Below are 19,439 nucleotides of genomic sequence, written 5' to 3'. Positions count from 1 at the left end.
AGCCTCATGAATTCCTGACCTGCAAAAACGCAGAAAATTTTTACCGATCTAGGACTTTCGGGACTCTTTTCCTAAGCGACAGGTGTCGTTTAATTTAAGCTTTAAGCAAGAGCCGCACTGTGCCCTCTTGCCTTACCTGCGTTATTACCGTCGTGGTTGCTACGCCAGGCACGAGCAAGATCAGCCCATGAAGCACTCAAAATCAAAGATCAATCCTTAATTACGAGAATTACGAATCGGACTTAGGACACTAGGAGAAGTAGGTAAACATGGATAACACCATTACCAGTGCCGAAACACAAGGCACCCCTACCACGCAGCGTGGACCTTCTCGCCGTACCTTCCTCAAGTGGTCTGGTGTAGCAGCTGGTGCTGTTGGACTAGTTGCCACAACCACCAACCTCGGCATGCCTATCAAAGCTAATGCCGCTCAGGTTGAAGGAATGGAAGACGTCGATAAAACAGTATGGTCTGCCTGTACCGTAAACTGTGGCTCGCGTTGCCCACTGCGTTTGCAGGTGAAAGACGGCACGGTTGTGCGCGTTCTTCCCGATAATACTGGCGACGACACCCTCGGCAACCAGCAAGTTCGTGCTTGTGTGCGCGGCCGCTCAATTCGCCACCGCATTTACAACCCAGATCGCCTCAAGAAGCCAATGAAGCGCAAGCCTGGAACCAAACGCGGTGAGGAAAAGTGGGAAGAGATCTCTTGGGATCAAGCACTCACTGAAATTGCTGAGAAGATGAAGGAAATCAAATCCAAGTACGGAAATGAAGCCTTCTACATCCAGTACGGCACCGGCGTCCTCGGTTCAATCATGGCCTGTTCCTGGCCACCAGAGGCATCGCCAACGGCACGCCTGCTTAAGGCTTACGGTGGATACCTCGATCACTACTCGGATTACTCCACCACGAACATCACCCAGGCATATCCATATTTCTATGGCGGCTGGGTAAGCTCAAACTCTTTTGACGACGCTCGCAACGCCAAGCTCCAGGTTATGTTTGGTAACAACCCACTCGAAACCCGCATGTCGGGCGGTGGGCACACCTTCGTTACCCAAGAGACGAAGCGCAATGCAGGCGTACGCACTATCGTGGTTGATCCACGCTATTCAGAAACCGCCGTTGCACTTGGTGACGATTGGGTAGCATTGCGCCCAGGCACCGACGCCGCGCTCATCGCTGGCATGATCCATGTGATGCTCAAAGAGAACCTGCACGACCAAGCTTTCTTGGACAAATACACTGTTGGTTTTGACGAGCACACCCTTCCTGCTGGCGCGAAGCCGAACAGCTCCTACCGCGCCTACATTGACGGCACTGGTTATGACAAGGTTGAAAAGACTCCTGAGTGGGCCGCGGAAATCACCGGCGTTCCTGCCAACCGGATTCGCCAGCTCGCTCGCGAAATTGCCGGCGCAAAGCCATGTGCAATCACGCAAGGATGGGGACCGCAGCGCCACGCAAACGGAGAAAACACCTCTCGCGCAATCTTCTTGCTTGCCTGCGTAACCGGAAATATCGGCATTAGCGGTGGCGGCACTGGAGCACGTGAATCAGCAGCTGGTTTCGGCATTAAGCGCCCGTTCGTCTCCGGCTTGAAGAACTCTTCAAATAAGATCATTTCCTGCTTCAGCTGGCTTGACGCAGTGGATCATGGTCCGAAGATGAACACGTTCAATGCTGGTGTTGGCGTGAAGCCAGAAGATGGCTCCCGCGAACTGAAAGTTCCAGTTGATGCCAATATGCAACCGGAAAACACCAAGCTTGATGTTCCAATCAAGGCAGTGTTCCAATACGGTTCAAACTCCCTCGTCAACCAGACTGGCGATAACAACACTTCCGTTGAAATCCTCCAAGACGAGTCAAAGGCTGAGCTCATCGTTACGTGTGACATCATGTACACGGTTTCGGCACGCTACTCGGATTACATTCTTCCAGGCACATCCACCGCCGAAGAATTCGATTTCCACGGTGGCGAAAACGGCGGCCCAATGGCTTACGGAATCGTGTCTGAACAGGCAATTGAGCCGCTCTACGAGTGCAAGTCGATGTTTGACATCTGTGCTGAGCTCGCAGACAAGCTCGGCATCAAAGATGCCTACACCGGAGGAAAGACCCGCGAAGAATGGTTGCGCGCAACCATTGAGGCTTCGCGCGAGAAGTCCCCAACACTTCCTACCTATGACGAGTGGAAGAAGATGGGAATTTACCGCGAAAACAAGGGCCCAAGCATTCCACTAAAGGATTTCCGTACCGATCCGGGCGCACATCCACTCGATACGCCGTCAGGAAAGATCGAAATCTACTCCCAGCGTTTGGCGAACCTTGCCGAGAAGTGGGAATACGGCGTCTTCCGCCCGAAGATGCGTGGCGAGCACATCGCACCGATCCCTGAGTTCACCGACACGTGGGAAGGCGCACTCGAGGCACGCGAGAACAAGAAGTATCCGCTCCAGGTGATCGGACACCACTTCAAGGGTCGTACCCACTCCAGCTACGGAAATGTGGACTGGCTGAAAGAAGCACATATTCAGACTGCATGGATCAATCCGATTGATGCTCACGAACGTGGCATCAAGAACGACGACGTCGTCTTCGTTTACAACGAGCGCGGCACCGTGCAGCTGCAGGCGAAGGTCACCGAGCGTATCGCCCCCGGAGTTATGTCGATTCCACAGGGCGCTTGGTACAAGCCGCTACCAAGTTCGGAATTTGATCTTCCAGAAGGTGCGAATCCCAAGAAACCAGTTGATACCGCAGGCTCGGTAAACACGCTGACATCGCTCCATCCGACGCCGTTGGCGCGCGGACTCGTCAGCCACACAGTATTGGCAAACGTTGCAAAGGCAGGGAAGTAAACAATGGCTGAGAAAGCAACTGTTGCTGGCGCCGACTACGGATTTTTCTTCGACCAGGAGATTTGTACCGGATGTAAGGCATGCCAGATTGCATGTAAAGACAAGCATGATCTGCCTGTAGGCGTGAACTGGCGCCGAGTCGTTGAGTACACCGGCGGCTCATGGCAGCGTTCGGGAAACACATTTGCACCGAGCGTGTTCACCTACTACACCTCGGTATCGTGTAACCACTGCGAAAACCCAGTGTGTATGCAGGTGTGCCCAACTACTGCAATGACCCAGCGTGAGGACGGCACCGTCTACGTTGACCAGGATAAATGCGTAGGATGCCGCTACTGTGAATGGGCCTGCCCTTACTCGGCTCCACAGTTCAATGCGGAAACCGGCCACATGTCCAAGTGCGACCTGTGCTACGACTACCGTTCCACTGGTCAAGACCCTGCCTGCGTGGAGGCCTGCCCTTCACGCGCATTGGATTGGGGCCCAATCAAAGATTTGCGCAAGAAGTACGGCGAGACTAACGCCGTTGCTCCACTTCCAGATCCGTCGATCACCAATCCACACTTGGTTATCAAACCCCACCGTGACGCTCAAGCATGGGATGCTGCCAGCGGAAACATCGTTAATCCGAAGGAGATCTGAGAATGAACGTACACGAATTGCCGATGATCCTCTTCACCGTGATCGCGCAGATGTGCGTGGGTGCATTCATCATCCTCGGTGTGATGCAGCTTCGTCTCGCTGCTAAGCACGGCAACGAGACGGTGGAGCGTCTTACGCTTCCTGTGCTCTACGCAATCGGCCCAATCATGATCCTTGGCCTGATCGTTTCGATGTTCCACATGAATGATCCGTTCCACGTGCTCAACGTGCTACGTCACTGGAATTCATCGTGGCTGACCCGCGAAATTCTGTTCGGAACTGGCTTTGCTGGTCTCGGCTTCGTATTCGCCTTCATGCAATGGTTCCAGATTGGTTCTACGCGAATCCGCATGATTTTGGGCATCCTGACCGGCCTAGTAGGCATCGGATTGATTATCTCCATGACGATGATCTACATGGTTCTCAAGGCTGTTCCGGCTTGGAGCACTCCAGCTACGCTAGTATTCTTCTTCGCGACGACGCTGCTTCTCGGTGCGCTGATCGTGGCAGCTGCGTTGATGGTCACCACCATGGTTCGCTTCAAGAAGGAAACGAAGACGGCGCCAGTGGAAGTTCCAGCCAAGGCTCCGGCTCCAGCAAAGAAAGATACGTTTGGATGGCACCGCAATGCGCAAGCAATCAATGCACCAACCACTGAAAAAGAGTGGGGCATTATCGCCAATGTTGTACGTGCACTAACCGTAACGGCGGCAGTTGTTGCAACCATCATCTTGATCACCTACATCATTCACATTGCGAACTTGGCAACGGGTAATCCAACGGCACAAGCAGCTGCCGGCGTTTTCGCCAGCGGTTTCTTCTACGCCCGACTCATTCTCCTTGCCGGCGCAGGAATCGTGATGGCGATTTACACCTACAAGATTGCTGGTCAAACCCTTGCTACCAAGCCTGCTCCGCTGGCTTGGCTAGTAATCGGCGTGTTTGCAATTGTGCTCATCAGTGAGCTCATGGGACGCTCTCTCCACTACGATTCGCTAGTACAGGTAGGAATCTAAGAGCGAGTGGAGTTGCTCTAAACTCGGTTCGCGGATTTAAAAATCGAAGTGTAGTTGGAGCACATTGTTCGAGGTGCTCCACAGCACGCCAAGTTATTAAGTGGTGGGCTGGAGAATATTTTCCAGCCCACCACTTAATAAACATCACATCTTCTTTGATGAACACCCATATAGTGGTTGCCGGTCTTTAATGAGTGCACAAAGATGACCTTACTTTTCGTTGAGCGTTTGTTGGCGCTTTGGTTTTTCGTGTGAGTCCATATAACGAATGACCTTTGCCATAAAAATTCCAACAACAACGATACCCGCCACTAGCAGCAATAAAATGATCACTATTAACGTGGTGAGAAAGACTGGTGTATTCATAGTTCGTCCTTAAGAGAAATTGCAATTCTTCCAGATATTTATCCATTGGTTGATATGGCTGTCGAGCCATAGATATCGACCTGAACCCATAAGGTAGCCTGGTAAACGCTGGCAGCAATAGCACCTGAAAGTTTTCGACTGATTTTCATCTTGATCCTCTCTAGGTAATGCAACCACCCTTTCATTGTCACATTCCTCACTATGCCTGTCTAGACCTCTATTTATATATAAAATTCAAGCATTTTATCGCGGTTATGCACCAGTTTTAGCTAATATCGATCCAGCTTATTTTTATGCTTATGCTCATCGAAATTCGCCGTATTCTGCACGCGGATTGGAGATCCGTAACAGTTGACATAGGCGTCCGCCACCCGAAGTGATTGCACGACTCCTAAACACTTAACAAGTAGCAAATTTGTATCAAAATGCAAGGTCACAGAGAGAAGGACAATTTATTTCTATCCAACGTTCATAATTAAATTCCGACAGGTGGCAGTATTAGACACACGACACATCAGGCGGGCTCTTGCAGAAAACGCAACGAACGCCCCAACGACGTCTTACCATGCGTATCGAAGCGCGCCAGCTGCCACGGCGGCGCGAGCGAAAGATAGGTGTTCACCACGGCGACCGGATCGTCGGCACAATCTTGCCGACACCAAGCGCCAATAACCGCCAAAAAATTGTGAACCTGCTGGCTCACGGCCATTTCTTTCCACAGCGTAGTGAGGTCATTTTCCACGTGCTGTTCAAAGAGCTTCAGGTAGCCTTCGTAAAAGTCAGCAAGGTAGCTAATCACATACCCGAGCACACCCGAAGAATTCTCACGTGAAAACATCGGCACATAGATTTCTTTTCGAGCTTTGATTCCACGCAAAATATCAGCGTAAACATCGCGCCATTGCACAAGATAGTCTTGAGTTGGCTGCGCGATAATTTCGCTCATTTTGTTGAGATGCGGTTCAAGTTCTTCAATAATCACATCAGCGATGAACTGTGCTGGGCTCACTCCGTGTTTATAGAAAGTGGTGCGAGAAATTCCGGCGGCGCGCGTCAGCTCAGCCACGGAAATATCTTCCACTGGTTTATGAGCAGCCAAGTCAAATACCGCAGCGCGAAGGTTCTCGCGCACACGAACGAATCGTGGATCAGTATTGTTAAGCATCGTCCCTCATTTCTACCTCAATCAGAATATCGGCAATATCAATATTCCGGAAGAAACTTTGCAAAAATAAGGAAAAATTCGCACTTTCGTCCCAGATAACTAGCCTGCTCAAAATGCGTTTATCGGCCATATTTACTAAGATTATGTAGGCGAGAAATCCCCCGAAGCGTGATTGTCTGTTCCCCTTCTTCTCGCTCATACCGTCGAAATGAGAGATTCGTGAACACCACTCAATTAGAAGCAGTTGCCGCCGCCTTTTCTACCCTAGCTCGCCTCCATCTGCATGCTCCCGACGGCGATACACTAGCTGAACTACAAACCATCTATCCTGAGTGGCCACTTCAGGAGAGCTACACCGGTATCACCACAGCTCCAGAGACTGCGCGCGGACTCCAACTTTGGGCAGCATCATTCAATGCACACGAAGACGCCGAAGCCATTGCCGATGATCTCAATCTGCTTTACGGCCGCACTGCCACTGCCAAAATCGCACCTTATGAATCAGTGCATCGCGGTCAAGATCGACTCATTTTCGATGAACAAACTCTTGAGGTGCGCAATTTCTACCGCGAACTCAATCTCGAGGCTCCACATCTCAACCGCGAACCAGACGATCACATCGGTCTTGAGTTTGATTTCATTGCCCAAGCAGCCACGTTATGGCTCACCGCTCTTGAGCACAACGCTCCGCACGACGCCGAACGCTACCGTAACGCCGTCGTCACCTTCCATAAGGAGCATCTGAGCCAATGGGCACCAGAATTTTTGGAGAACGCTGAAAAACTAGCCGACACAAAGTTCCTGCAAGGAATGCTTGCTCTCTCGCAAGGAGCGCTACGTATGGCCGATTCAGGACTTATGGATTCGGGTTTTACCAATATTTCATGAAAGAATATCAGCATGACATTAACAATTGGAGTTGATGTTGGCGGAACGAAAATCGCAGCAGGAGTAGTCAACGAAGACGGCGAAATTCTTGCGATCTCACGGAAGCCAACTCCCGCAAAAGACGCACAGCAATCCGTTCAGACCATCATTGACGTTATCAACGATCTCAAAGAATCGTATGACGTCGATGCGGTAGGAATTGGAGCGCCTGGGTTTATCGACAATTCTCGGTCTTCCGTTATTTTGGCACCTAATATGTGCTGGCAAAACGAGCCGCTGGCGATGAAAGTCGCACAGGCCGTAAGCTTGCCAGTATTTCTTGAGAATGATGCCAACGCAGCTGCTTGGGGTGAGTACCGCTTTGGCGCAGCTAAAGGACGTTCCTCGGCCATCACCGTCACGGTGGGCACTGGAATCGGCGGCGGTGTGATTATGGAGGGAAATCTGCTGCGTGGATCTTATGGTTTTGCAGCAGAAATCGGACATATGAATATGGTTCCCGAGGGCTTGCTCTGCGGCTGCGGAGAAAATGGCTGTTGGGAAATGTACGCCTCTGGTAATGCGCTCGTGCGCCTTGCAAAAGAACGTGCCACGAAGTCCCCCGCTTTGGCACAAAGAATGCTCGAATTAGCTGAAGGCAATGTTGAGGCCATCAACGGTTACACGGTTACGCAAGCAGCTCAAGACGGCGATCGGGCCGCGCGAGCTTGTTTCCACGATCTCGGGCGGTGGCTTGGTCAGGGTATTGCTGATCTTGCCGCAATTTTCGATCCAGAAGTATTCGTGCTCTCCGGCGGAGTATCCGAAGCCGGTGATCTGTTGCTTGCTCCTGTGCGCAATGCTTTTGAAATGCGACTAACTGCTCGCACGCTCCGACCGTTGCCCGCTATGGTACTCGCAACGCTTGGCAATCAAGCTGGTCTTATCGGCGCAGCGAACCTCGCTTTGCAGTAGCCGCTTGGCTATTTAGTGAAAAGTTAACTAGCGCAAAATTAGGAACTCACGCAGTAAATAAGTTAACTGGTACAGGACTAAATGTTTGTGGCTTCCGCTCAATTGTGCGGGAGCCACAGCAACATCTATGCGAGCAACACTATGCGCATTAATACGGCAGGTCAGTCCTCGTTCGGGTCGTTTTCTGCGTCCTGAGCTGTCTCATGCACAGTGCCTGGCACGTGATCAGGACCTGCGTAAATCGTGTAGAGCTTCAAGGGCTCATCGCCAATATTTGTTACATTGTGCCATGTATCTGCAGGTACGAAGATAGCGTCGTCATCCGAAACCTCGGCTTCGAAATTGAGGTTATCTTCGCTCGGTCCCATTTGGGTCAAGCCTTTTCCTTGCTCAATGCGCAAGAATTGGTCGATACCGTGATGTACTTCCAAGCCGATTTCTCCACCAACTGGAATAGTCATCACTGTGAGCTGCAACTTTTCACCCGTCCACATCGTGGTGCGGAAGTTCTCGTTGTCCAGTGTTTCTTTTTCGATGTCGATAACCCAAGGCTTCTTGCCTTGATCGTCGTAGCGGTGATCGTATGCCATCTGCGATTCCTCTTTTCTTTGTTCCTCATCATGTCTCCGAAAACGCCGCATCATAGTCAACAAACGCCTTGCAATAGTCACCTTGCAATAGTCGAGCATTCCAGAAAATCGCCAACTACCTGCGCGTTTACGGTTCTCTAACGTGTCACATTTCCATACTACTTCACTTGCGGTTTGATTTCTTTGACTAGGAAAAGCCATATCAACGCCGCCGCCAGCAAAATCGTGCCCGCCACCGAGTAAGCCGCACCAAATCCCCAAAAATCGATGATCACACCTGAGATGATCGGTCCGATAATCTGGCCTAAATCAGCTGACTGCTGAAAGAACGACACCACGCGCCCGCCAGATCGATTCCCAATAATATCTGCCACCGCGCCTTGTTGTGCAGGCTGCACAAAACCTGAGCCAATACCGGCCACTACACTCATCACCAGCAACAAAACAGGATTGCTAAATACACCCATCCCGTAGGTGAACAATCCAGACACCGCAAGACCAGTAATAACAATCGGCCGTCTTCCGTAGATATCGGACCAACGCCCGGTTCGCAAGAGCGCTAAACCATTGCCCACCGCAAATCCACCCAAAAGCGCACCCGGAAGCCAAATTGGAGCTCCCACCAGCGAAGCAGCTAGCAGCGGCACAACAGACATACGCACCCCGAGGTTCGTCCATCCTTGAGCAAACGCCGTCAGAAGTGCCACTCGGAATTGCGGAACTAGTAACGCCTCAGCCACTGTCATCACGTCACGTGCCGCACGACGCCGCGAGCGCCGTCGTCCTTTCCGCGCGCTCCCCCTGCCCGTGCGTTGCGAATCGGCGCGTCGCGAATCAGATTCCGCACTTGGAGCAAGAGTTTCCGCCAAACTTCCCGAATTTGCATCGGCGGCTAAAGCGTCAGGCAAGCCCGATTCTGCATCAGCAGGTAATGGCGCAGCATCTGAATCTTCAGACTTTACCACACTCGCTCGGGGATCGGTAGCGCCAGCTGGAATCGCAATAGTTACGATCAGCGCAGCTATTACCAGCATAATTGCGTAAATAATGAACGGCCCACGGTATCCGAGCGCGCTCAACATAGCACCGATCACCGGACCGATAATATTTCCGAGCAGGAATCCCGAACCGTACGCTGCCGAGGCGCGGCCCCGAGCCTGCGGCGGCGCCAGCCTAAATACGAGCGACATTGCCGCAACAGAGAACGTCACCGAGCCAATTCCACCCATGGCACGAAAAAGCAGCAGTTGCCAATAACTATGCGCGAACGCCGAGGTGAACGAAGAAAGCGCCACGATATAGATACCGATGAGGTACATTCGCCGCTCTCCAAACACACCAGACAGCCAGCCCGAAGCCGGAGCGAAAGTTAAGCGCATGAGGGCAAAAGCAGACACCACAAACGTCGCCATCATATTGGTAACGTTGAAACTCTTCGCAAACTGGGGCAATACGGGCGCAACGATACCGAAACCTAGAGCGATACAAACAGCGGCAATAACAAGTACCCAAATCTCACGCGGCAACGTCACTTTTTCATTCACATATACGGTCTATCAACATTTCAAACAGTTTTCGAGCCGACCGCCGCTATTTTTGGTGTCCGGATAATCACGTCTGAGAGATTGTGCGTACCATCTCATACCTGCGAGCTTTTCGGCGCAAGGAACGATAAAGTTGGAGGTATGGGAAATGCATTTAGACCGCCATTGACGAAGATGGCCGACGGGACGATCAAGCAGATCAATCCGTTCTCAGAAACAGAAGTGTGGACGATTCCGGGTCGTGCACATCGCCCACTCGATATCGCGGTTCCTGAGCCAAAGCCAATCAATCCTGACGCAATTGGTCACCATTGTGCATTTTGTACCCAGCGTGTGCTCGAAACTCCGCCAGAAAAAGCGCGCCTCGTGCGCAAGCGTGACGACGCCGTCGTCTACCGTTCTACCGGCGTCGATATGCTCACCCGCGAATGGGATTTTCGGCGTATCCCGAATCTTTTTGAAATCGTGTCGTTTATGTACTGGGAGAAAAACTACGGGCACAAACTGTCGCGGGAAGCTGAGCAGCGAATGGAGGCTTATTTAGCCGATCCTGCCGGACGCGCCCACGTGATGGGCGTTCTCGACACCAAGTTGCGCGCGTTCATGGCTACCGACGACGTCGCTGCCATGCCCGATGGTGAAAAACTCGAGTATGCAAAGTCGTTTTTCGGCTCGTGTCACGATCTGATCGTGGCGCGCCGCCATTTTGTTGACGACGCCGTGGACGATACGCAGCTCGCAGGCTCCGGTACGCTTTCGCCTCAGGAGCATGAGTGGTATATCCGGCTCACTGTTGATGCAATGGAAGATATATACAATTCAAACCGATATGCGAAATATGTGCAGGTTTTCCAGAACTGGTTGAAGCCTGCCGGCGCATCTTTCGACCATCTTCACAAACAGCTTGTGGCTATCGATCAGCGTTCCGTCAATGGTCAGATGGAAGTCGAGAAGGCGCGCGAAAATCCCAATATTTACAACGAAGCCGCCGTCGATTATGCCAGCTTCCACAATCTCGTTTTGGCTGAAAACAAACATGCCGTGGCGATTGCCGGATTTGGTCACCGGTATCCTACTTTGGAGATTTGGTCCAAGTCTGAACACTGCCAGCCGTGGGAGCACAGCCGCGAAGAGCTCCAAGGAATGTCCGATTTGATCCACGCGATGCACGCGGCAACCGGCACCCATGTGCCTACCAATGAGGAATGGCACTGCAAGCCGATTGACGCGGACGTTGCAATCCCGTGGAAAGTACTGATCAAATGGCGTGTATCCACTTTGGCTGGATTTGAAGGCGGAACGAAGATTTACGTCAATACGATTGATCCGTGGGCGTTGCGTGATCGTGTAGTGCCGAAATTGCTAGAACTACGTGCCGAAGGAAAGATTGCCAATAATATAAATATTGCGAGCGAATGCAGTTGTCGAGTAAATTCGCTTAGGTACAATCCGGCTCTTCAGTAACTACACAGGACAAAGCACAGAGGTATGGAGCAAGCACGTCTACCGCGAGTTATAGGGACTTCAAAGAAATTTGAAGGCCCGCTTCCTCCCCGCTTTGCTTCCCATTTTCGCGAGCGTGTTATTGCCCATCGCGGTTCGAGCGGTCTTTATCCTGAGAACACGATGATGGCTTTTCGCCATGCGTGGGACGGCGGCTGCCGAGTGCTAGAGACGGACGTGCAGGTGACGGCCGACGGCGTCGTGGTATGTTTTCACGATGCCACCCTCGATCGCATCACCAATCTCAACGGACCAATTAGCGGTTATACGTGGGAAATTCTGGCAACAACGGCAGTGGTGCACGGACCAAATGGCTGGCGTGATCGAATCTTAAAACTGGACGATCTTCTCGTGGCATTTCCGTATGCACAGTTCATTATCGACATCAAAAATCCGGCGGCAATCGATGCGCTGATCGAAGTTATCAACCGTACGCGCAGTGCCGGCCGGATCTGCGTCTCTCACTCGTGGGCGTCGTATTTAGAAGAAGTGCGCGCTCGCACCTCCCCACTCTTGCAGCGCACCTTGGGTTGGGAGAATCTTGCCGAGCTCATTCGTTGCGCACGTCTCGGCTTGAAGCCTGACCCACACTTACGTGTGTCCAATTGGGCGCATATTCCGTACGACGGCGTTATGTCACCTTTGATGCGCAATCCAGTTTTCGCCGAGCGGTTTATGTCAATGGCACACGATTTGGGAATCGGCGTACGGGTATGGTCGGTGAACTCATTTACTGCGATGAACCAGTTCTGGAATATGGGTATCGACGCAGTGACCACCGATTATCCGGAACGAGCCATTGAGATGATGATTAATCGGGAGGCTCGAAATCGACGTGGAGAGTTGCTGGTATGCCCTTCTGCGCTAACGTCGAACTCCACTGAGCCCCGCTGCACCACACCCGAACAAGTAACGCAGGTTGCACAGTCAGCTCAAGCGGATCTATCAGCACAGCCATCTCAAGGAGCTCGGACTTCATCGACGCCATCGCAGCGCTCAACCCAAAGCGCTCCGGCTGAGTCCATCACCATGAAACGGCCCAGCCGACGAGAGCTACGGCTGGCAGGTCACTATCGAAAGTCGTAGCTGTTAGCGCTGCCTTTGATGATCGGCACTGATCTGCCCAGCTTCCATCACTACCACGCGATCCGCCACGGTATGCGCCTCATCTTCATCGTGAGTAACAAAAATGCTGGTGGTCGCCGTCGTCGTCAATATACTGCGCAATTGCACCGCGAGCGACTCTCGCAACTTGCGGTCTAGGGCGGAAAGCGGTTCATCAAGCAGTAACACTGCTGGCCTGGGCGCAAGGGAGCGCGCTAATGCAACTCTTTGTGCTTGCCCACCAGAGAGCGTACTCACAGGTCGCCCGGCAAATTGCTCCAAATCGACAAGTTTGAGCAGTTCACGAACTCGTTCTTCGCGTTCGTCTCGCGGCACGCGGCGCATTTCAAGCCCGTAGGAAATATTCCTGAACACGTTTCGGTGCGGAAAAAGTTGTCCGTCTTGGAATACCATTCCGGTATTTCGCTGGTGAACTGGAGCGTCGCGCACGTCTTTACCGTCGAGAAATATCACTCCCGAGCTAACGCGCTCAAGGCCTGCAATCGCGCGCAGTAAAGTGGATTTTCCCGAGCCAGAAGCCCCCAGTAGTGCGACGATTTCTCCGTGCCGAACACCGAGGTCGACGCCGCGCACAGCCGTGAAACCATTAGGGTAGGTAACGTCTACCCCGCGCAAATCGAGCGCCAGTGGCTGTTGGGCGTGCCCGTCAGAATTACTGCTCGCCATGTTGCTCGCCATATCATGCCTTCCTTTCTAAGAGCGATGCCGTTTCGCGGCGCATGCTCAAAGTTTCCGCAGCGATCATCGCCGACGCCGTCGCCACCGCTAGGATCACAGCACCGGCGAGCGCCATCCCATAGTTGTATTCGCCTGGTCGCGAGAGGAGTTTGACAATCACCACAGGTAGCGTCTGATAAGCGGGATCTGCGAGGAATGATGTGGCACCAAATTCGCCAAGTGATACCGCAAAAGAGAATCCTGTGGCTAATCCTAAACCACGCGCCAAGAATGGCAGATCTATCGTCTGCAATATTTTCGCTGGTGAAGCACCAAGGGTTGCAGCCGCCTCTCTCATGCGCGGATCTATAGCCCGCAAAACTGGTAGTAGTACGCGCACTGCCAGTGGCAACGCCACTACGGCTTGTGCTACTGGAACGAGTAGCGGTGAACGGCCAAAAGTCGTTGGGCCAAATGTGATGAGAAAACCGAATCCTACGGTTACTGTTGAGATTCCTAGCGGCAATAGCACGAATCCGTCGAGGAGCTGTTGAAAACGCGCGCGCACTCCATCAACTTGCCGAGATAGTACGAGAGCCAAGGGGATCGCGATAACGAGCGCAATCATCGTGGCGTCCGTGGCGATTTTTATGGAGTGCGAGATGCCTTCAAACACGGTGGTCCCGCCCGTGAAGCCAGTTCCAGGAGTTTGCAATCGGCGATAATTTTCCAACGACCATTCATCATGCACTCGAAAAGATCGGACCGCGAGTGTGAGCAAGGGAGCCACGATGAACGCTACTGAGGCTAAAGTCGCCACGAGGGCTCCGGCGTCGCCCCTGCGCACTGGACACGAAGAATCTTTGCGCACCCGCAACGCGACCTCTGTTTTTTTGGTTAAACTCGTGGTTACAAGCAAGGCAAACAAGACGATCATGAATTGCAAAACGCTGAGAATCGCGGCGCGATCAAGATTGAAGAAAGTCACCGTTTGCAGGTATATCTCCATCTCGATGGTTCCGTATCCCGGATTTCCGAGTGTAGTGACTATGCCGTACGCCGTGGAGCAATAGAGAAATACCAGGCCAGAACCGGCGGCGACGGCGGGCGCAAGCTGAGGTAACGTAACTGTGAGAAAGGCACGCAGCGGCGTAGCACCGAGTGTGCGAGCAGCTTCAGCTGTGCGGTGGTCGATACCAGACCACATTGTGCCAACTGTGCGCACGATTACCGAGAAATTGAAGAATACCATCGCCATGACCACTGCTGATGTGGAATTTGCGAGTCCGAGAAAGCTGAGCGGACCTTCAAGAAGAGAGCGGAAAGCGATGCCAACTACCACTGTGGGCAGCACAAACGGAATCGAAACCAGACCGCGCAAAAGTCGTTTTCCTCGAAAATCTAGGCAATACAACGTATAAGCACCTGGAATGCCTAAGAGCACCGACAATGCAGTTCCTGCGAATGCCATCCACAGGGTTTGCCAGATGATTTTCCAAGTTCTCGACTCGCCAAATACCTCGAAGACCCCCGACCATATTCCCGTTTGGTTCGATGATGTTGCATCTACTCCAAGGAATCCTCGGACCAGCATCGCACCCACCGGCCATACGAAGAATATAAGAATGAACACTAGGGGCAGCGCTATCGCGCTGCCCCAGCCAAGTTTGCTCAATACTTTCACGTGTTCTTGAGTTCTTCTTGTGTTAGGCGAAATTCTGCATCAACGAGACTAAACGAGCCTATTTAGCAGGGTTAGACTTTTGATACAGTTCCGACCAATCCTTGAGCCAAGAATCTCGATTCTTAGCAACCTTCTTCAGATCAACTTCGATGGGATTTTTCGGCATCTGAGCGTATTTTTGCCAGTCATCTGGGAGTTTAACCGAGTCGAGAACTGGGTACATATACATGTTCTCAGGGATTGTCTTTTGTACTTTCTCGGAGACTAGGAAGGAAATGAATGCCTGTGCACCGTCGGGATTCTTCGCTCCTTCGGTCACTCCAGCGTATTCGACCTGTTCAATGCAGGTAGCGTCTACCGAGCCGGTTTTCCCCTGCGAATATGCTGGCGACGACGAATAGCTTAGCACGATTGGGTACGCACCTTTTCCATCACCACCGGAGAAATCTGTATAGTACGCGCTCGACCACCCGTCGTCGATCTTGGCGCCATTAGCAAGTAGGTTCGTCCAGTAGGTTTTCCAGTCGTCACCGTACTTGGTGATAGTTGCGGTGAGGAAGGCGAATCCTGGGGTGGACGTGAGCGGATCGGTGAGCACCGTGAGCTTCTTGAACTCTGGTTTGAGGAGATCGTCGAAGCTTGCCGGCGCAGCTTGGTTGCGGGCTTTGAACCATTCGTTGTCCACGTTGAGGCAGACGTGACCGCGATCAATCGGGGTCAATTTATCGTCCACGATATAAGGTGACGAGAAGTCTTTTGGCACGAAGTCAGCTGCAACACCAGCGTCAACAACAGCCTGTGCGTTAAAAGAATCGACGCCGAAGAAGCCGTCCACAGTGGGCTTGTCTTTGTTGAGTTTGAGCTGGTTAAGCACCGTGCCATCGCCAGTAGACACAGTCTTAAGTTTGTAGCCCGATTCTTTTTCGAACGCGGCAATATCGTCCTTGCTCAAGTTAAACGAATCATGAGTGAGGATTGTGACGGTTGAACCTTTGCCTGAATCTGACTTCTTTTGATCGGCAGCAGAACAACCAGCCAATGCAAGAGCTGCGACGGCGATCGTAGCAGCCACTTTACGAAGAGAAAACATTTTTCCTCCAAATAGAGTTTTGGAGGGCGATTTCGCGCGCTATTGCACGAAACGGAGAGAACTCGACTTCCTTCGCCGGCATGATCCGGAATCAGGTTCGAGGGTCTGCATCAATTGCACTCTCAGCGCCTTCCGGCGCTCCCCTGTCGGTGTTTTTATTGTATAGGATTCAGCGCCGTAAAAGGACTTAAATTCGAAATAATGTGCATGATGCGCGGATTTACTAGACATAAAAACGCCGAAAACCGCCACAAAATCAACAATTGCACAAAAGGGTCAAAAGTAGCGCTATTCACAAATCGGGAACAACGGCGTATCGTTTGAAGCGACGCAAACAGCAGTTTCCGAAAGGGATTTTGTCATGTCAAATAAACTCCGTGACGGCGATGCCATGCGGGGCGAGATGTATGCTTGCGCTCAAATGGGCTTTCCGATTCCTGACAAATGCACCGAAGCAATACTAACCATTGGATACTAAATCCATGCTGTCCGTTTCGCAGTTAGATTGTTCATTTGGAGAAAAACAAGCACTACGTGGCATCTCTTTCAATGCGACTACAGGAATCAGCGTATTTTTGGGCGCTAATGGTGCTGGAAAAACCACATTATTTCGGATTCTCGCAACATTACAAGAAAAATATCGAGGCATTGTTCGGCTTGATGAGACCGAATATTGTGCTTCGCAAGTCTCAACAATCCGATATCAGCTTGGATACATGGATCAGTTCGCCACATTTTCCGCTCAATACACAGTATATGAGGCACTCGCCTATGCAGCCTGGTTGAAAGGAGTTCCGCGGCACGAGTACAAGACTCTAATCACTACTATGCTCGAACAATCTGATTTACTATCTGTGGCTGACTGCAAGTTAAGAGCTTTATCTGGCGGAATGAAACAACGGGTTTATTTGTTGCAAGCCCTCGTAAATAATCCCCATCTCTTAATTCTGGACGAGCCTTGCTCTGGGCTGGATCCGTTACACCAAGAGAAGATCAATGCTCTACTGAAAATATATGCGCAAAACTCTATCGTTCTACTCTCAACTCACTCGCTTGATCAGGCTCTAGCTATTGCCGACTGGGTTTTCGTCATGAACAACGGGCGCCTCATCGCGCAGTGCGAAAATTCTGCTCAACTAACCCGCACAGATCTTATTGATCTTATGAGTCAAGAGTGGCAAGACTAATGCTTAAGTACAGTATTGATAGACGACACTGGTTAGTCATCGCATTTATATGCATCGGAATATTTTCAGTTCATCTTCTTGCACGACCTCGTACTTGGGTATTCGATTACACCCTAGCTTCGATGCAAGCATCAATGTGCACGATTATTTTATGCCCTGTGATCGCTGGTTACGCTAGCGCCGCTTATTCACCACACATGCGCTCAAGCAATCCGCTCAACGCACTTTCGCTAAAGAAATATCGCTCATATTTCGTCGAATTAATCGGAATATCAACACCATTCTTATGCTACTTTTTCGTGTTTTACATCATTATGTTGGCTATGTGCACGAACAAAGTGCCGCTTTCTGACTTCACTCCGGCCGATCTACTTCCTATCATCAGTGCATCTGCTTTTATTATCACCAGCGCATCAATAGGTCTAGCATTTGGATTGCACCACGCATCCGACTATCTCGGCCCAATCATCGCAGTAGTAGTGTTTGGCATATATATCGCTCTCTATGGCTCAACATTGCGGATTTTAGTGCAAACAGGCGGTGCTACCGGCACACTTGTTGGATACGAACCCAACATTCTCTATCATTTGTTACAAATAGGTTGCCACATTTGCATTATTTTCGTCGCAAGTGCATTTGCTATTCCTAACCGCGCAAAAGTCACCGTAACGTTCAGAATGCTTTCGTGCGTATTATTTCTCCTGATCATTGTCTTGAGCCATCAAACAGAACTCAAATACTCTCGCAACAATATTGATTTTCGCCTAGCCTCGAGTTTGCCCTCGATTACGTGCAAAAGTACCGAAAATCTACATGTGTGTGTCGGAATAGGATACAAAGAATTTCTTAATAAGTCTGCCCAAAGATTACAAAGCACCTACACACAGCTACATAACGAATTCCCAACCATTGCATGGTCCACCGATTGGGCACAAGACGGCGCAGGACAAGAAAGCAGTCCATTTGGCGTGTTTCACGACGACGAAGGGCTCGCGAACAATGCCCAAGATTTTATGAATGCGCTCGTATCTCCCCAGTGTGATTTCAACAAGATCCAACAATACTGGACTGACGCATATCAATATTTTTATGAGCTTGAGCAAAAGGCTATGAAGGATACCGACCGCAACCGTTCAATAAGTCACGAAGTAGCAGAACATGCTCTTATCGAAATTTCACGATGTTCTTCTCGTCCTTAGAATACGAAAACTTGTTTTCGTTGCCTTATTTATTACTACATTAAGCATATTGACAGCACTTATCCCCAGCGAAAGCTATAAAGTTATCGGACGGTTGGGTGTTTATAACGTATTGTGGAGTCTGCCGTTTTCGCTATACTGCATCCCCGTCGTCGTCCTGAACACAGAGCAGTCGGAAACGATAAATAAACTTAGCCCCTATGCCAATCGCAACAACGCGATCGACTCGTTGCTACTTGCAAGCTGCATTTTGCTAGGTTCAGTGCTCACTACAGCTGGCGACCTCGAATATATTTTAGTTCTGCGAACGGCTATATATTATTCTTTGTTAGCCGCAGTATTAGTGCCGTTCTCGCGTAACTTAGCCTATTTCATACCGATTGCGAACGCGATAGTGATATGGATACTGGGTGTGGATAATAATTCTAAGCCCCTCATGTGGGCCTTCGCTTTGCAGCCATACAACGCCACGACGCCGTGGATTGCTAATGCCTGCCTGTTGTTCCTACTTGTGATTGTGAAAATACTTAGAAAGCCGAGTTAGCCGAAAGTACGATCTGCTTGCCAAACGGGAAGCACGTAACCGGGATAAGTTTAATATTCGCCCAGGCTAGAGGAACGCCAATGATCGTTAGTGCCAGGGCAACAGCCGTAACAACATGGCCCACCGCCAACGGCAATCCCGCCACAATAAACCAAACAACGTTCATAAGCATCGAACCTACGCCGGCATTTGGCTGGTCAACTACTGTGCGACCAAACGGCCACAAAACGTAGAATGCGATTCGAAAACACGCAACTCCGGCCGGAATCGTGACAATGAACAGGCACGCGATTACCCCAAAGAGCACATACCACCAAAATAGCCAAAATCCGCTGAGTACGAGCCAGATAACGTTAAGTATAAACCTCACCTGACCTGCTCCTTTCTCACCTTGTTCATGTTCGACGTTGTGTGGTGGTTG

General features: G+C 51.0%; 18 protein-coding genes and 1 riboswitch. Of the genes, 9 read left to right on the top strand and 9 right to left on the bottom strand.

What is annotated here, in order from left to right; all coding sequences use genetic code 11:
• The first annotated feature begins 269 nt into the window (after nucleotides 1–269).
• The 3 genes from EZJ44_RS05470 to EZJ44_RS05460 are packed head-to-tail and all read left to right on the top strand — an operon-like array spanning nucleotide 270 to nucleotide 4,522.
• Nucleotides 270–2,864: a DMSO/selenate family reductase complex A subunit gene (locus EZJ44_RS05470; RefSeq protein ID WP_131281119.1), complete on the top strand. Its 2,595-nt coding sequence runs from the start codon at nucleotides 270–272 to the stop codon at nucleotides 2,862–2,864.
• A gap of 3 nt (nucleotides 2,865–2,867) precedes the next feature.
• A complete protein-coding gene (locus EZJ44_RS05465) occupies nucleotides 2,868–3,506 on the top strand; it encodes a DMSO/selenate family reductase complex B subunit (RefSeq protein ID WP_131281116.1) in 639 nt (212 codons plus the stop codon).
• 2 nt (nucleotides 3,507–3,508) lie between these two features.
• Entirely contained in the window at nucleotides 3,509–4,522 is a 1,014-nt protein-coding gene (locus EZJ44_RS05460; protein ID WP_131281114.1) for a dimethyl sulfoxide reductase anchor subunit family protein, read from the top strand.
• Between the two features lie 210 nt (nucleotides 4,523–4,732).
• Here the strand turns inward: EZJ44_RS05460 and EZJ44_RS08740 are convergent, their stop codons facing one another.
• The 3 genes from EZJ44_RS08740 to EZJ44_RS08735 form a co-directional block, all read right to left on the bottom strand.
• Nucleotides 4,733–4,888, bottom strand: coding sequence for a hypothetical protein (locus EZJ44_RS08740; RefSeq protein ID WP_165496126.1), 156 nt, complete (start codon nucleotides 4,886–4,888; stop codon nucleotides 4,733–4,735).
• Nucleotides 4,889–5,402: 514 nt separating this feature from the next.
• Nucleotides 5,403–6,053, bottom strand: coding sequence for a TetR/AcrR family transcriptional regulator (locus EZJ44_RS05455; RefSeq protein WP_131281111.1), 651 nt, complete (start codon nucleotides 6,051–6,053; stop codon nucleotides 5,403–5,405).
• Nucleotides 6,046–6,183 carry a hypothetical protein gene (locus EZJ44_RS08735; RefSeq protein WP_165496125.1) on the bottom strand — a complete coding sequence of 46 codons (138 nt, stop codon included), beginning with the start codon at nucleotides 6,181–6,183 and terminating at the stop codon, nucleotides 6,046–6,048. The genes EZJ44_RS05455 and EZJ44_RS08735 overlap by 8 nt, the downstream gene beginning before the upstream one ends.
• An 89-nt stretch (nucleotides 6,184–6,272) precedes the next feature.
• Here EZJ44_RS08735 and EZJ44_RS05450 point away from each other — a divergent pair, with 89 nt between their 5' ends.
• Complete coding sequence (locus EZJ44_RS05450) at nucleotides 6,273–6,941, top strand: TorD/DmsD family molecular chaperone (protein WP_165496124.1); 669 nt, start codon at nucleotides 6,273–6,275, stop codon at nucleotides 6,939–6,941.
• Between the two features lie 12 nt (nucleotides 6,942–6,953).
• Nucleotides 6,954–7,895, top strand: a complete 942-nt coding sequence (locus tag EZJ44_RS05445) for an ROK family glucokinase (RefSeq protein ID WP_131281105.1) — start codon at nucleotides 6,954–6,956, stop codon at nucleotides 7,893–7,895.
• A gap of 161 nt (nucleotides 7,896–8,056) precedes the next feature.
• Here the strand turns inward: EZJ44_RS05445 and EZJ44_RS05440 are convergent, their stop codons facing one another.
• Nucleotides 8,057–8,539 (bottom strand): cupin domain-containing protein, encoded by a 483-nt coding sequence (locus EZJ44_RS05440; RefSeq protein WP_241658607.1) that lies wholly within the window; start codon nucleotides 8,537–8,539, stop codon nucleotides 8,057–8,059.
• Nucleotides 8,540–8,643: 104 nt separating this feature from the next.
• Nucleotides 8,644–10,029 carry an MFS transporter gene (locus EZJ44_RS05435; protein WP_131281102.1) on the bottom strand — a complete coding sequence of 462 codons (1,386 nt, stop codon included), beginning with the start codon at nucleotides 10,027–10,029 and terminating at the stop codon, nucleotides 8,644–8,646.
• Nucleotides 10,030–10,170: 141 nt separating this feature from the next.
• On the opposite strand from EZJ44_RS05435, the gene EZJ44_RS05430 reads away from it, so the two are divergent.
• Together EZJ44_RS05430 and EZJ44_RS05425 are read left to right on the top strand one after the other, a co-directional pair.
• Nucleotides 10,171–11,493 carry a DUF4921 family protein gene (locus EZJ44_RS05430; protein ID WP_131281100.1) on the top strand — a complete coding sequence of 441 codons (1,323 nt, stop codon included), beginning with the start codon at nucleotides 10,171–10,173 and terminating at the stop codon, nucleotides 11,491–11,493.
• 24 nt (nucleotides 11,494–11,517) lie between these two features.
• A complete protein-coding gene (locus EZJ44_RS05425) occupies nucleotides 11,518–12,618 on the top strand; it encodes a glycerophosphodiester phosphodiesterase (protein ID WP_131281098.1) in 1,101 nt (366 codons plus the stop codon).
• A gap of 3 nt (nucleotides 12,619–12,621) precedes the next feature.
• On the opposite strand, the gene EZJ44_RS05420 is transcribed toward EZJ44_RS05425, so the two are convergent.
• From EZJ44_RS05420 to EZJ44_RS05410, 3 genes are read right to left on the bottom strand one after another with little or no spacing between them, the layout of a single operon-like run.
• A complete protein-coding gene (locus tag EZJ44_RS05420; protein ID WP_241658606.1) occupies nucleotides 12,622–13,335 on the bottom strand; it encodes an ABC transporter ATP-binding protein in 714 nt (237 codons plus the stop codon).
• 1 nt (nucleotide 13,336) lies between these two features.
• Nucleotides 13,337–14,998 carry an ABC transporter permease gene (locus EZJ44_RS05415; protein ID WP_206661853.1) on the bottom strand — a complete coding sequence of 554 codons (1,662 nt, stop codon included), beginning with the start codon at nucleotides 14,996–14,998 and terminating at the stop codon, nucleotides 13,337–13,339.
• A 58-nt stretch (nucleotides 14,999–15,056) separates the two neighbouring features.
• Entirely contained in the window at nucleotides 15,057–16,088 is a 1,032-nt protein-coding gene (locus EZJ44_RS05410) for a thiamine ABC transporter substrate-binding protein (RefSeq protein WP_131281096.1), read from the bottom strand.
• A 50-nt stretch (nucleotides 16,089–16,138) separates the two neighbouring features.
• A riboswitch (TPP riboswitch) is annotated at nucleotides 16,139–16,243 on the bottom strand.
• Between the two features lie 327 nt (nucleotides 16,244–16,570).
• Between EZJ44_RS05410 and EZJ44_RS05405 the strand changes: the two genes are divergently transcribed.
• Nucleotides 16,571–17,275: an ABC transporter ATP-binding protein gene (locus tag EZJ44_RS05405; RefSeq protein ID WP_131281094.1), complete on the top strand. Its 705-nt coding sequence runs from the start codon at nucleotides 16,571–16,573 to the stop codon at nucleotides 17,273–17,275.
• A 323-nt stretch (nucleotides 17,276–17,598) separates the two neighbouring features.
• Entirely contained in the window at nucleotides 17,599–18,474 is an 876-nt protein-coding gene (locus EZJ44_RS05400; protein WP_131281092.1) for an aromatic acid exporter family protein, read from the top strand.
• Between the two features lie 527 nt (nucleotides 18,475–19,001).
• Here the strand turns inward: EZJ44_RS05400 and EZJ44_RS05395 are convergent.
• On the bottom strand, nucleotides 19,002–19,388 hold the full coding sequence (locus EZJ44_RS05395; RefSeq protein ID WP_131281090.1) for a YccF domain-containing protein: 387 nt from the start codon (nucleotides 19,386–19,388) through the stop codon (nucleotides 19,002–19,004).
• Nucleotides 19,389–19,439 lie beyond the last annotated feature (51 nt).

Origin of the sequence: Arcanobacterium bovis (assembly GCF_004331995.1) — a bacterium.
Taxonomy (GTDB): domain Bacteria; phylum Actinomycetota; class Actinomycetes; order Actinomycetales; family Actinomycetaceae; genus Arcanobacterium_A; species Arcanobacterium_A bovis.
The sequence above is the reverse complement of the archived record's forward strand: the minus strand, read 5'-3'. Positions and strand labels throughout refer to the sequence as shown.